Raw genomic sequence first — 14,218 nt, 5'->3', positions numbered from 1 at the left:
ATTCTTCGTTTGCAAGCCAAGCGCCAGCCCAACAAAATCCTGAAAAATGCCAAGCCTCCTTTACAGTGTTCAGGAATTTTTCTATGCCAAGCGCCGCCTATGTCAGCCCTGACGAAATACGCAAAGACTTCTCCAGGGCCATGTCCGACATGTACCGAGATGAAGTTCCACTGTATGGCGCGCTGATGGCGCTGGTAGCAGAGACCAATGCGCAGGTATTGGACAGTGACTCACGCTTGGCCGGGCAGTTGCGACGCACGGGCGAAATTGCTCGCCTGGACATGGAACGTCACGGCGCCATTCGCCTGGGCACTGCCCTTGAGCTGGCAACCATCAGCCGCCTGTTTGCGGTGATGGGCATGCAACCGGTGGGCTATTACGACCTGACCCCGGCCGGCGTGCCCGTGCACTCCACCGCTTTTCGCGCGGTGCATGAACGTGCGTTGCAGGCCAGCCCGTTCCGGGTGTTTACCTCACTGTTACGCCTGGAACTGATCGAAAACCTCGAACTGCGCGCCTTCGCCGAAAGCGCCCTAGCCAAGCGCTCGATCTTCACCCCCGGGGCGCTGGCGCTGATCGAACAAGCAGAACGCGACGGCGGCCTGAGCGCCGCAGATGCCGCGGCATTTATCCAGCAGGCCCTGGAAACCTTTCGCTGGCACCACACCGCCACCGTCACGGGCGCGCAGTACCAGCAATTGAGCGACCAGCATCGCCTGGTCGCCGACGTGGTGGCGTTCAAAGGCCCACACATCAACCACCTGACACCGCGCACCCTGGACATCGACCACGTGCAGGCCGCCATGCCGGGCAAAGGCATCACCCCCAAGGCAGTGATCGAAGGCCCGCCACGCCGCGAGTGCCCGATCCTGCTGCGCCAGACCAGCTTCAAGGCCCTCGACGAGCCCATCGCCTTCACCGACGCCCAAGGCAGCCACAGCGCACGCTTCGGCGAAATTGAACAGCGCGGTGTGGCACTGACCCCCAAAGGCCGCGCCCTGTACGACCAACTGCTGAACGCGGCGCGCGACGAACTGGGCGCGTTGCCGAATGAGGGCAACGCGGCACGTTATGTGACGCTGATGGAGCAACACTTCCAGGCCTTCCCCGATAACCACGCGCAAATGCGTGAACAGGGCCTCGCGTACTTCCGCTACTTCGCCACTGCACAAGGCTTGGCGGCACGCGGCCAGGCCGACCAACCGCGAACGCTGGAGGCGTTGATTGCTGCCGGGCACGTGGATGTCGAGCCGTTGGTGTATGAAGACTTTCTGCCGGTGAGTGCGGCGGGGATCTTCCAGTCGAACCTGGGCGATGCCGCGCAAAGTCACTATGCAGCCACATCGAATCAGGCTGAGTTCGAAACGGCACTGGGCCGCCAGACGATTGATGAATTGAAGCTGTATGGCGAGACGCAGCAACGCTCGATGGATGAATGCATGCAAGCACTGGGGGTATGAGGCCGGTGTGAAACAGGTTGCCCACCCGGCTCAGCAGCGCAATCCTTGCGCCGCAACAGTCCCCAGAGCCGGGTGGACGGCGGGCATCATAGTCAGTGAAGCGCCGCCTGTCCCTCAGACAATTCTGAACAAATATTACCGCCCCGATGTAGGAGCGAGTTGCAGCACAATCTTGTCTTTGACCAACAGGCGTTTCTTCTTCAGTTTCTCCAGTTCGTCGTCCGCTCCGCCTGACGACTCGAAAACGAGTACCTCCTTGTCGGCGGCATCGTATTGTTCGAGCAGCGAATTCAAGCGGTCATCGCTCCTCCTGCGTTCGTGAACAACTTCCTTGCTCAAACCCAAATCCTGATACAGGTCGTGTTTCACTGGCATGGAGTACCTCCGCAAGTTGATCAATGGCCTACCCTGTTGAAGCTAGCCCATTCCAAGGGGTCTTGTCATGTCTTGGGTCAATGCGTCCCCGTTCGTCGCAACGCGACCGATGGGATCAAACCTTTGCCACCCCCTGCCCTCCACTGTAGATCGCCACCTGAGGGAGAACGGTTTCATGACTCATGCTGCCACTGCTGTCGACACCCAATGCATCAACACCATTCGCACCCTGGCCATGGACGCTGTGCAGAAGGCCAACTCCGGCCACCCCGGCACGCCCATGGGCCTGGCGCCGGTGGGGTACACGCTGTGGAGTCGGTTCCTGCGCTATCACCCGCACCATCCCGACTGGCCCAACCGCGATCGGTTTGTCTTGTCGGTGGGGCATGCGTCGATGCTCCTGTATTCGCTGCTGCACCTGGCCGGCGTGGTGGAGATTGATGCCCACGGCAAACGCTCGGGCCAACCGGCGATCAGCCTGGACGATATCAAGCAGTTCCGGCAGATGAGCTCCAAGACCCCGGGCCACCCCGAATACCGCATGACCACCGGGGTAGAAACCACCACGGGCCCGCTCGGCCAGGGTTGCGCCAACAGCGTGGGCATGGCCATGGCCGAGCGCTGGCTGGGCAAGCGTTTCAACCGCGATGACAACGTGCTGTTCGATTACAACGTCTACACCCTGTGCGGTGACGGCGACATGATGGAAGGCATCAGCAGCGAAGCCGCGTCCATTGCCGGGCATTTGAAGCTGGATAACCTCTGCTGGATCTACGACAACAACACCATCAGCATCGAGGGCCACACCGAGCTGGCGTTCAGTGAAGACGTGACCAAGCGCTTCCAGGCCTATGGCTGGCATACCCTGCATGTCACCGACGCCAATGACCTGCAGGCCTTGAGCGCCGCACTGGAGACCTTCAAGACCAACACCGGCGCGCCGACCCTGATTGTGGTCGACAGTGTGATCGGCTACGGCTCGCCCCACAAACACAACACCGCCGCCGCCCACGGCGAACCGTTGGGCGTTGAGGAAATCCGCCTGACCAAAGCCGCTTACGGCTGGCCGCAGGACTCCAGCTTCCTGGTGCCCGATGAAACCCGCACGGTGCTGCGCGATGCGCTGCTGGAGCGCAGCCAGCCGCTGTATGAAGAATGGAACCGACACTTGTCGCAGTTGGCACAGTACGAGCCTGAACTGGCGGATGAGTTGAGCCGCATGCGCGCCGGCGAAATGCCGGAGCATTGGCAGGATCAGTTGCCCACCTTCAACACCGACGCCAAAGGCGTGGCCAGCCGTGCCGCCGGTGGCGAGGTGCTCAATGCCTTTGCCGAGCAAATCCCCTGGCTGCTGGGCGGCTCGGCGGATCTGTCACCGTCGACCAAGACCAACCTCACCTTCGACGGGGCCGGGCGTTTCAGTGCTGACGACTACAGCGGGCGCAACCTGCACTTTGGCATCCGCGAGCACGCCATGGGCGCCATCGCCAATGGCATGGCGCTGTCGTACCTGCGCCCGTATACCTCGACGTTCCTGGTGTTCAGCGACTACATGAAACCGCCCATACGCCTCGCGGCGATCATGGAGTTGCCGGTGGTATTCGTGTTTACCCATGACTCGATTGGTGTGGGTGAGGATGGGCCGACGCACCAACCCATCGAGCACCTGACTCAACTGCGTGCTACGCCGGGGCTGCTGACCCTGCGCCCGGGCGATGCCAATGAAACCCTGGAACTGTGGAAAGTCGCCCTGGCGCAAACCCATCGGCCAAGTTGCATCGTGCTGTCACGCCAGGCGTTGCCGACTCTGGACCGTACCCAGTATGCGGCCGCCTCCGGTGCCGCCAAAGGCGCCTACGTGTTGGCCGGCGCTGACAAACCTGAAGTGCTGCTGTTGGCGACGGGCAGTGAAGTCAGCCTCGCAGTGGCAGCGTACGAACAGCTGACAGCCGAAGGGATTGCCGCACAGGTGGTCTCGATGCCGAGCTGGGAGCTGTTTGAGGAACAGGACGCGGCTTACCGCGACAGCGTGTTGCCGCCAGCCGTCAAGGCGCGCGTGGTGGTAGAACAGGCGGGTCCCTTGGGTTGGGACCGCTATGTCGGCCAGACGGGCGCCAAAGTGGTGATGAACAGCTTTGGCGCGTCGGCGCCACTGGCCAAGTTGCAGGAGAAGTTTGGGTTTACCCCTGAAAACGTGGTGAAGCTGGCCAAGCAACAGCTGGCTGAACACGGGTAATCCGCTGGGAGCGCGCTTGCTCGCGAATGCGCGAGCAAGCGCGCGCCCACTGTTGATCGGCGTTGATGCTCAGGGCAGCTCTCGTGCCAGAAACGGCGCGGTCCGGCTGGCCTTGCTTTTCGCCACTTTTTGCGGCGTACCACAGGCCACCACCTTGCCGCCCAAATCCCCGGCCCCTGGCCCGATATCAATCACCCAGTCACTCTGGGCGACCACGCGCATTTCGTGTTCCACCACCACTACCGTGTGCCCCGCGTCCACCAGTTGATTGAGCTGGCTGAGCAAGCGGTCCACATCCCGTGGGTGCAAGCCGGTCGTCGGCTCATCCAGCACGTACAGGGTGGCGCCCCGCGCGTTGCGCTGCAATTCGGTGGCGAGCTTGATCCGCTGCGCCTCGCCGCCGGACAGTTCGGTCGCCGGCTGGCCCAGGCGCAAATACCCCAGGCCGATATCGCGCAGCACCTGCAACGAACGCAACACAGCGGGCTGTTCGGCAAACACTTCCACCGCCTGCTCCACCGTCAGCCCCAGCACCTGGGCGATGCTCAGGCCTTGCCAGGTGACCGCCAATGTCTCGGGGTTATAGCGCGCACCGTGGCAGGTCGGGCATGGCGCATACACGCTGGGCATGAACAGCAATTCAACACTGACAAACCCTTCCCCCTCGCAATTGGGGCAGCGCCCCTTGGCGACGTTGAAGGAGAACTGCCCGGCGTCATAGTGACGTTTCTTCGCCGCGGGTGTGGCAGCGAAGAGTTTGCGCACGTTGTCGAACAGCCCGGTGTAGGTCGCGAGGTTGGAGCGCGGCGTGCGGCCGATGGGTTTCTGGTCCACCTGCACCAGACGGCGGATATGCTCCAGCCCACTGCTGATCCGCCCGCCACTGCTTTGCGGGGCGGCGTCTTCCAGGCTCGGTTCTTCGTCGCTTTGCAGCACACGGCCCAGGCCGGTGCCCACCAGTTCCAGCAGCGCCTGGCTGACCAGGCTGGATTTACCCGAGCCGGAGATACCGGTCACCGAGGTAAAGCAGCCCAGCGCAAAGTCCACACGCAAGTCATTGAGATTATTGCGCGTCACGCCTTCGAGCTTCAGCCAGCCAGTGGGCTCACGTCGCGCCGGCGGCGATGGGCGCCGCTCAGCGAACAAATACTCGCGCGTCTGCGACGCCTGCACATCCGCCAAACCGGCTGGCGGCCCACTGTAGAGAATTTGCCCGCCGTGCTCACCGGCCGCCGGCCCGACGTCGATCAGCCAGTCGGCGCGGCGCATGGTTTCCAGGTCATGCTCGACCACAAATAATGAATTGCCTGCGGCTTTCAATCGATCAAGCGCGGTGAACAGGGCCTCACCATCGGCCGGGTGCAGGCCTGCGGACGGCTCATCCAGTACGTAAATCACCCCGAACAGCTGCGAGCCCAATTGCGTCGCCAGGCGCAGGCGCTGCAACTCCCCGGAGGACAACGTCGGCGTGCTGCGCTCCAGGGACAAATAGCCCAGGCCCAACTCGGTCAGCGTGCTGACGCGCTCAAGCAGATCCTGGGCAATACGCTGGGCAGCGAGGCGCTTTTCCACCGACAGTTTCATGCTGTCCTGCCCCGCCGCCACCGGACGCAACAACTCGGCCAGTTGCGCCAATGACAGCTGCGACAACTCACCGATATCCACCCCGGCAAACGTCACCGACAGCGCCGCCTGGTTCAAGCGCTTGCCCTCACACGTCGGGCAGGCGCTGCCCTGCATGAATTGCGAGACGCGCTTTTTCATCAGCGCACTTTGGGTATGGGTGAAGGTGTGCAGGATATAGCGCCGCGCGCCACTGAACGTGCCCTGGTAGCTCGGCTCCAACTTGCGTTTCAACGCATCGCGGGTCTGCTCGGGGGTGAAGCCTGCGTACACCGGTACGGTCGGGGTTTCCTCGGTGAAGAGGATCCAGTCACGCTGCTTTTTCGGCAGGTCGCGCCAGGGGATATCCACGTCATACCCGAGGGTCACGAGGATGTCGCGCAGGTTCTGCCCTTGCCATGCCAACGGCCAGGACGCCACCGCACGTTGGCGAATGGTCAAGGAAGGGTCGGGCACCATCAGCGCCTCGGTCACTTCATACACACGACCCAAGCCATGGCATTGCGGGCAGGCCCCTTGGGGCAGGTTCGGCGAAAAGTCCTCGGCATACAGCATCGCCTGCCCCGGCGGGTAGCTGCCGGCACGCGAGTACAGCATGCGAATCAGGCTCGACAAGGTGGTGACGCTGCCCACCGAAGAACGCGCACTGGGCGTACCGCGCTGCTGTTGCAGGGCCACGGCCGGGGGCAGGCCTTCGATGGAGTCCACATCGGGCACGCCCACCTGGTCGATCAGGCGCCGTGCATAGGGTGCCACCGATTCGAAATAGCGGCGCTGGGCTTCGGCATACACCGTCGAAAATGCCAGGGACGATTTGCCGGAACCGGAGACACCGGTGAACACCACGAGGGCATCCCGGGGAATGTCCACGTCAACGTTACGCAAGTTATGTTCGCGGGCACCGCGCACGCGGACAAACCCGAGGTGGTGTGCCGTGATCGGGGGGATGTTGCGTTGTGAAGTCATGGGCAACCTTGTCTTGCGGTGAGCACGCTGTGCACCCTCTGTGTCAGCGCTTCGGGGCTGTAGGGTTTGCTCAGCAGATGAATGTCGGGGCTTAACAGGTGATTGGTGGAAAGCATGTCGCGGGTGTGGCCGGAGGTGAACAGCACCGCGACAGGTGGCTGCTGCACGCGCGCCCAGTCGGCCAGGTCGGTACTTTTGACCCGACCCGGCATCACCACGTCGGTAAAGATCAGGTCCGGCTGCACCCCGTTTTGCAAGGCTTGCATCGCGCGATCACCGTCCTCGGCCGTGAGTACGGTGTAGCCCGATTGCTCCAGCAGCTCGACAACGGTCAAGCGTACGCCCTCATTGTCTTCAACCACCAGAATGGTTTCCTGACCACCGCTGTGGGGCGCCAGCTCGCTGTGCTCGTCGAAACATTCCGGTTCCAGGCTACGCGGAAAATACATCTGTACCACCGAACCGCTGCCCTCCTCGCTCCACACCTCCACATGCCCGCCACTTTGCCGCACAAAGCCGAACACCATGCTCAGGCCCAGGCCGGTGCCGTGGCCTTCACGCTTGGTGGTAAAAAACGGCTCGAAGGCGCGCTTGAGCACCTCCGACGTCATACCGACGCCCGTGTCGGTCACCGCCAGACGCACGTATTCACCCGGCTTGATACTTTTACCGATGCAATCGCCAGGGTTGAGAATGATGTTTTCGCCGTTGATGCGAATCACGCCCTCGCCTTTCATGGCATCCCGGGCATTGATTGCCAGGTTGAGCAGCGCGTTTTCCAGTTGATTGCGGTCGACATTGATGCACCAGGAATCCTGAGGCAGTTGCACGTCGATATGAATGGTTTCGCCCAGTGCCCGTTGCAGCAGTTCACCCAACCCAGCATAGATGCGTTGGGGGTTGTACACCGCCGGCGACAACGGTTGGCGCCGGGCAAAAGCCAGCAGCTGCGATGATAATTTGGCCCCACGCTCCACCGCGGCAATGGCCGCTGAGACACGCCGCTGCACCTGGGCATTGTCCGGTTCATGCCGGGCCAGCAAGTGCAAGTTGCCGGCGATCACTTGCAGCAGGTTATTGAAGTCATGGGCCACGCCGCCAGTCAGGCCGCCGATGGCTTCGAGCTTTTGCGACTGGCGCAGCTGGTCTTCGGCGGCGGAACGCGCCTGCACTTCGGCGGCCACGCGCTGTTCGAGGTTGTGGGTCAGCTCCTGACGCAGACGCTCGGACTTCACGTGCTCAGTGGTCTCGGTCACGATCACCAGGACCCCGGCCGGTTGCTGGTTATCATCGGCCACGGGACTGTAGGTCAGGTCCATCCAGACTTCTTCCGGCATACCGTTACGCAGCAACTCCAACGGAAAGTCGCGGTACGACAAGGTGCCACCCGCCAGGCACGTGTCGAGTACATTGCGGTTGAAATCAGCGACTTCCGGCCAGCCCAGTTCCACAGGTGTGCCCAACAGGTACGGGTGCCGGCCACCGGCAAACACCGAATAACTGTCGTTGTAAATCATGTACCCCAACGGCCCCCAGAGCATCACCATCGGCATGGGCGATGCCAGCAGCATCTGTACGGCGCAGCTCAAGCTATGGGGCCACGCGTCAATGGGCCCCAACGCGGTGGATGACCAATCGAACGCGCGGATCCGCTGGGCCATTTCACCGCCCCAGCCTTCGCAGCCATGAGTATTGGACAAAAAATGCATCGGTTGGCTCTTGGCGAACAAAGGGGTGGGTAAGTGGCACAGTTCCACTGATAAAAGCTTGGAGCCTGGCGGCAATAAATCGTTTCATTGCATATAGCTTATCCATGGAGACATGGGCAACTAGTGAAAATCCCGACTGCGCACATTGATCCCTTCCAGCAACGCTGTCAGGTCAGTCAAACGCCCGGCGATCAGGTGCCGTACTTCGCCCACCGCCTCCCAGCGCCCGTCGACTTTCAGCAGCCGCGAACCGACCAGGGCCTGACGCTGACGCTCAGCCAGGTCGCGCCAGACGACCACATTGAGGTTGCCGAACTCATCCTCCAGAGTGACAAAGGTGACGCCACTGGCGGTGCCTGGGCGTTGCCGGCCGGTGACCAAGCCGGCAACGCTGACATTGCGCCCATGCGCCACCGCCATCAACTCCACGGAGCTGCGACAGCGCCGCTTACGCAGTTCATCGCGCAACAACGCCAACGGGTGCGGGCCAAGGGTGGTACCGAGTGTAGCGTAGTCAGCCTGCAGGTCTTCGCCGACCGTGGGGGCCGGCAGCGCCACCGTCGCCTCGTCAGGACTGGGCAGGCCGGCAAACAGCCCGAGTTGCTTGTGCACGCCGGCGACCTCCCAGCGCGCGGCGTGTCGATTACCGGCCAACGCGCGCAACGCACCGGCATCGGCCAGCAACGCTTGGGCCCGGGCATCCAGCCCGGCACGCGCGTCCAGGTCGGCGATGTCGCTGAAGGCCCGGTGTTGGCGCGCCCCTTCGATACGTCGCCCGTCCTCTTCGCGAAACCCCGCGATCATGCGCAAGCCCATGCGAATCGCCGGTTGCTGGCCGTCGATGGGCTCCAGGCTGCAATCCCAGTCACTGGCCAGCACATCCACCGGGCGCACCTGCAACCGATGGCGCCGCGCGTCCTGCAGGATCTGGTCCGGGCTGTAGAAGCCCATGGGCCAGCTGTTGATCAACGCACAGGCGAAGGCCGCCGGCTCATGGCATTTGAGCCAGCAACTGGCATAGGTCAACAAGGCGAAACTGGCCGCGTGGGACTCGGGAAAACCATAGCTGCCAAAGCCTTTGATCTGCTCGAAGATCTGCGCGGCAAAGGCCTCGCTGTAGCCGTTTTTCAACATGCCGGTGCGCAGGCGTTCCTGATGCGGTTCAAGCCCGCCATGGCGTTTCCAGGCGGCCATCGAGCGCCGCAACTGGTCGGCCTCGCCGGGGCCGTAGTCGGCGGCCACCATGGCGATTTGCATCACCTGTTCCTGAAACAGCGGCACGCCCAAGGTGCGCTCCAGCACCGCCTTGAGCTGCGCAGAAGGATAGGTGGTGGGCTCTTCCTTGTTTCGCCGACGCAGATACGGATGCACCATGCCACCCTGGATCGGCCCGGGCCGCACGATGGCGACCTCAATCACCAGGTCGTAGAAGGTTTGCGGGCGCAGCCTCGGCAACATCGACATCTGCGCCCGCGACTCGATCTGGAACACGCCGATGGTGTCGGCCTTGCTGATCATCGCGTAGGTGGCGGCATCTTCCTTGGGGATGTCCGCCAGTGACAGGTTCAGGTTGCGATGGCGGCGCAGCAAATCGAAGCAGCGACGGATCGCGCTGAGCATGCCCAGCGCCAGGATATCCACCTTGAGCAGGCCGACGGCGTCGAGGTCGTCCTTGTCCCACTGGATGATGGTGCGCTCGGCCATGGCGGCGTTTTCCACCGGCACCAGAGTGTCCAGCGGGTATTCGGAAATCACAAAACCGCCGGGGTGCTGGGACAGGTGCCGAGGGAAGCCGATCAATTGCTGGGTCAGCGTAAGCACCCGGCGCAGGATCGGGCTTTGCGGGTCGAAGCCACCTTCACGCAGGCGTTCAAGGGGCGGCGCATCTTCGCTCCAGCGCCCGCAGCACTCGGCCAGGGCATTGATCTGATCCGGCGGCAAGCCAAGGGCCTTGGCCACATCGCGCACCGCACCGGCCGCGTGGTAACAGCTGACCACCGCCGTCAATGCCGCGCGGGTGCGGCCGTAGCGCTGGAACACGTACTGCAGCACTTCTTCGCGGCGTTCGTGTTCAAAATCGACATCGATATCCGGCGGCTCGTTGCGCTCCCTGGACAGGAAGCGCTCGAACAGCATGTTCATCAGGCTTGGGTTGATCTCGGTGATACCCAAGGCAAAACACACCGCCGAGTTGGCCGCCGAGCCCCGGCCCTGGCACAGGATCGAGCGGCTGCGGGCGAAGCGCACAATGTCATGCACCGTGAGGAAATAGCTTTCGTAGCCCAGCTCGCTGATCAACTCCAGTTCATGGTTGATCTGCTGCAAGGTCTTCGCATCGACGCCCTGCGGCCAACGCTGCGCGATGCCTTCTTCGGTCACGGCGCGCAACCAGGATTTTGCGTTATGCCCTTCGGGCACCAGCTCGCGCGGGTAGTGGTAGCGCAACTGGCTCAAATCGAAGGTGCAGCGACGCGCGATGGCCAAGGTCTCGTCAAGCAAGGCTTGCGGGTACAACGCGGCCAGGGCCTCCAGGCTGCGCAAATGCCGCTCGCCATTGGGGTGTAAACGCGTACCGGCTTCGGCCACCGACACGTGATGCCGGATAGCGGTCATGGTGTCTTGCAGGGCGCGGCGGCCACGCGCATGCATGTGCACATCGCCGCACGCCACCGCCGGAATCTGCAGGCTGGCGGCCAGGTGCAAGCGCTGCTCCAGATGGCGCGTATCGTCCTGGCCGCAGTGCAGGTGCACCGCCAGCCACAGGCGCTCGGCGAAGGTGCGGCGCACCCATTGGATCGAGGCCTGGGTGTCGCTGTCTTCGGCCACCCACAGCGCCAGCAGGCCCGGCAGCGGTTGATCGAAGTCCTCTTGCAGCAGGCGATAGCGGCCTTTTTCGGCGCGGCGGCGAGCCACGGTAATCAAGCGGCACAGGTGCTGGTAGCCGGTCAGGTTTTCCACCAGCAACACCAGTTTCGGGCCGTTCTCGATGCGCATCTCGCTGCCGATGATCAACGGCAAGTCCACCGCCTTCGCCGCCTGCCAGGCACGCACGATGCCCGACAAGGTGCATTCGTCGGTGATCGCCAGGGCGCTGTAGCCCTGACGCCTGGCGCGCTCGAACAACTCCAGCGCACTCGAGGCGCCGCGCTGAAAACTGAAATTGGACAGGCAATGCAGCTCGGCGTAGCTCATGCAAACCAGCCTTGCAGCCACAGCCCATCGCTTTGCCCCACCGTGCGGTAGGCCCAGCCTTGCTGACCGGCGCGGGTCTGGATCAGGTAATAGTCGCGGCGGATATCGGCGCCATCCCACCAGCCCGATTCGATGCGTTCCGGGCCCATCAAAATCTGTACGCCGTGCTCGGCCAGCAAGGTCGGTTCGGGCAACAACCAACCGGGGCGTTGCACCTTGTTCAAGGTCGGGCACGCGCGGTTATCGGCGGCCGCTTGCCAGGCGCATTCAGGGCGGTGGTCGGCGTGAAAGCGCAGGCCTTGCACCGCCTCGTCCCCCAGACGCGCACGCAGGCGTTCGCGCAGTTGCGCCCAGGGCAAGGTCTGTTGCGGGCGGTCGTCGAACAGGTCCTGGCGTTGCGGCACAAATACCGGCAAGTCCTGGGCCACCAAACGAAAGCCGCGTACCGGCGCGGTGACGTGCACCTGCTCCAGGCGCCCGCGGGCCAGCTCGAACAGCATCGCCGGTTCGCGTTCGGCGCTGAGCAGGCCGACCTTGATCACGCTGTCGGGCGCCTGGGCGTGTTCCAGGTGCAGGTCAAAGCGCTGCACGCCGCTGTCACGCCCACACAGGAAGGCGGATAGGTCGCCCGTTAAACGACGCAAGGGGAACAGCAGCGCCTGGTGGGATTGCACATCGAAATTCAACTCGATGCGCACATCGAAGCGATCCGGCGGCTGATAGAACGCCAGGGCCAACGGCCGCTGCCCGCTCAGCGCATCCAGGTGCTTGAGCAACTCCGCGTCAAAGCGCCGTGCCAGGGTATGCCGAGGCAACGCCTGCACCTGGGCCAACGTACGCAGGCCCATACGCGACAAAGCCGTCGCGGCTTGCGGGTCAAGGCCCGCGCGGTCGACAGGCAATGGCGCCAACGCCTGCATCAAGGCGTGATCATCGGCCACGGCCAGACCATCGTAGATATTCGCCAGCACCCGCGCCGCCGCCGGGTTGGGCGCCGCGACGATACGGTGGCGAAACCCCAGTTCGGTCAGCTCCTGGCGCAAACGCGCCTCAAGCTGCGGCCACGGCCCGAACAAACCAAGGCTCGATTCGATCTCGAACAGCAAGGCGCGCGGGTAATACACGCTGACCTGGGAACTGAAACGGTAGGCCCAGGCCGCGAGAAACTGCTGCCAACGCTCGATCTCTGCGGGGTCGTATTCGGCGCAGGCAAAGGTCTTGGCCAGGGCATGCGCCGCCGTCAGGGATTGGCCGGGGCGTAACCCCAAGGCGCGCGCGGCGTCATTGACGGTTTGCAACACACGACGCTGCGGCGTACCGGCCAGCAGCGCCAGCGGTTGGTCGGGTTCGGGATGCAGACGCTGCACCCCGTCCAGCGCCAATTGCGGGAAGACAATACACACCCAGCGCATGGCAACCTCAGTGCCCCGCCAGGGCAATCGGCGCCGGATGGGCCAGCCCACCACGGCACTTGAGCACGCGCACCTGGGCCGGCCTGGCTTCGACCGCCAGGCGCAAGGCGGCGGGCGAAGCGTTGACCGCCTCATTCAAGGATCGCCAGGCAAACGCCAGGGTCTGTCCGGTTTCCGCCGCCACCTGCAAGCGGCGCAAGGCCCGGTCATCGGCCTTGCGCGGCCAGCACAACACCGCGCCGCAACTGCCCGAACGCAGGCACTGCTCCACCGCCCACAAGGCATCGCGTTCGTCGGCCTGGATCACCGAGAGCTGACGCAAATCCACCCCGGCGTTCTGCCAGGCGTGAGGGTACGGAGTATAGGGCGGTGCCACCAGCACAATGCGCTCGCCTGCCGCCGACAACCGCGCCAGAGTCGGCAGTACCAATTGCAGTTCGCCAACGCCCTCCTTGGCGATCAGGATTTCACTCAAGGCCGACTCTGGCCAGCCGCCGCTGGGCAGCACCGCATCCAGCGCCGCAAGCCCTGTGGGATGCACGCTGGCCGCTGGTGCGGCAGGCCGGCCCTTCCAGACTCGGCCGCCATTGAACAGCGAGTCCAGGGCAACGACGGCGCCCATCAGCCTTGCCTCACCAGGCCGCAGAACACCCCTTCAATGGCCAGGTCCTGATCGGGGCCTACCACGATGGGTTGATACGCGGGGTTGCGTGGCAGCAGGCGTACATGCTCGCCGTGACGCTCGAAGCGTTTGATGGTGACTTCGCCGTCCAGGCGCGCCACGACGATTTGTCCGTTCAAGGCCTCGGCGCTGCGGCGTACGCCCACCAGGTCGCCATCGAGAATGCCGTCTTCGATCATTGAGTCGCCCTGCACGCGCAGCAGGTAGTCAGGGGTTTTCGCGAAGGTGCCAGGGTCGAGTTGCAGACGGCTGTGCACCTCAGCATCGGCGCCGATGGGCAAGCCTGCCGCGACGCGGCCGAGGACGGGGACGTCCAGCCATTCGGGGCGTGCCGGTTGGTTGAGCAGACGGATACCACGCGCCTGATTGGGGTTGACCTCAATGAAGCCGGCTTCGGTCAGCGCCACCACATGCTTGCGAGCCACACTGCGCGAGGCGAAGCCAAACGCCTCGGCGATCTCGGCGAGGCTGGGGGGCTGGCCTTGTTGCGCGATACGCTCGCGGATAAAGGTCAGGATGGCAGTGCGGCGGGGAGTTAGAGTCGTCATGGAGTACATTTGTAC

The 14,218-nt window shown here is 63.5% G+C and carries 9 protein-coding genes; 2 read left to right on the top strand and 7 right to left on the bottom strand.

Going from position 1 to position 14,218, the window contains the following annotated elements; genetic code table 11:
• Positions 1-83 precede the first annotated feature (83 nt).
• Positions 84-1,460, top strand: a complete 1,377-nt coding sequence (locus A7D21_RS18700; protein WP_053255649.1) for a VOC family protein — start codon at positions 84-86, stop codon at positions 1,458-1,460.
• 135 nt (positions 1,461-1,595) lie between these two features.
• On the opposite strand, the gene A7D21_RS18695 is transcribed toward A7D21_RS18700, so the two are convergent.
• Positions 1,596-1,835 (bottom strand): DUF465 domain-containing protein, encoded by a 240-nt coding sequence (locus A7D21_RS18695; RefSeq protein ID WP_053255648.1) that lies wholly within the window; start codon positions 1,833-1,835, stop codon positions 1,596-1,598.
• Between the two features lie 175 nt (positions 1,836-2,010).
• On the opposite strand from A7D21_RS18695, the gene tkt reads away from it, so the two are divergent.
• Entirely contained in the window at positions 2,011-4,071 is a 2,061-nt protein-coding gene (gene tkt, locus A7D21_RS18690) for a transketolase (protein ID WP_069552332.1), read from the top strand.
• A 69-nt stretch (positions 4,072-4,140) separates the two neighbouring features.
• Here the strand turns inward: tkt and uvrA are convergent, their stop codons facing one another.
• The 6 genes from uvrA to lexA all read right to left on the bottom strand — a co-directional run bounded on the left by uvrA (position 4,141) and on the right by lexA (position 14,212).
• Positions 4,141-6,660: an excinuclease ABC subunit UvrA gene (uvrA, locus tag A7D21_RS18685; protein WP_069552331.1), complete on the bottom strand. Its 2,520-nt coding sequence runs from the start codon at positions 6,658-6,660 to the stop codon at positions 4,141-4,143.
• The gene (locus tag A7D21_RS18680) at positions 6,657-8,369 is read right to left on the bottom strand and encodes an ATP-binding protein (RefSeq protein ID WP_069552330.1); all 1,713 of its coding nucleotides are present in this window, start codon (positions 8,367-8,369) and stop codon (positions 6,657-6,659) included. The genes uvrA and A7D21_RS18680 overlap by 4 nt, the downstream gene beginning before the upstream one ends.
• A 120-nt stretch (positions 8,370-8,489) precedes the next feature.
• Positions 8,490-11,582 carry an error-prone DNA polymerase gene (locus A7D21_RS18675; protein ID WP_218188691.1) on the bottom strand — a complete coding sequence of 1,031 codons (3,093 nt, stop codon included), beginning with the start codon at positions 11,580-11,582 and terminating at the stop codon, positions 8,490-8,492.
• Complete coding sequence (locus tag A7D21_RS18670; RefSeq protein WP_053255643.1) at positions 11,558-12,973, bottom strand: DNA polymerase Y family protein; 1,416 nt, start codon at positions 12,971-12,973, stop codon at positions 11,558-11,560. Before A7D21_RS18670 ends, A7D21_RS18675 begins: the two co-directional genes overlap by 25 nt.
• 7 nt (positions 12,974-12,980) lie before the next feature.
• A complete protein-coding gene (imuA, locus tag A7D21_RS18665; protein ID WP_053255642.1) occupies positions 12,981-13,595 on the bottom strand; it encodes a translesion DNA synthesis-associated protein ImuA in 615 nt (204 codons plus the stop codon).
• Complete coding sequence (lexA, locus tag A7D21_RS18660; protein ID WP_053255641.1) at positions 13,595-14,212, bottom strand: transcriptional repressor LexA; 618 nt, start codon at positions 14,210-14,212, stop codon at positions 13,595-13,597. Before lexA ends, imuA begins: the two co-directional genes overlap by 1 nt.
• Between the last annotated feature and the right edge of the window lie 6 nt (positions 14,213-14,218).

Origin of the sequence: Pseudomonas sp. AP19, from assembly GCF_001728855.1 — a bacterium.
GTDB classification, from domain to species: Bacteria; Pseudomonadota; Gammaproteobacteria; order Pseudomonadales; family Pseudomonadaceae; genus Aquipseudomonas; species Aquipseudomonas fluorescens.
Note: the sequence above shows the minus strand (reverse complement) of the source record. Positions and strands in the feature narration are given on the sequence as shown.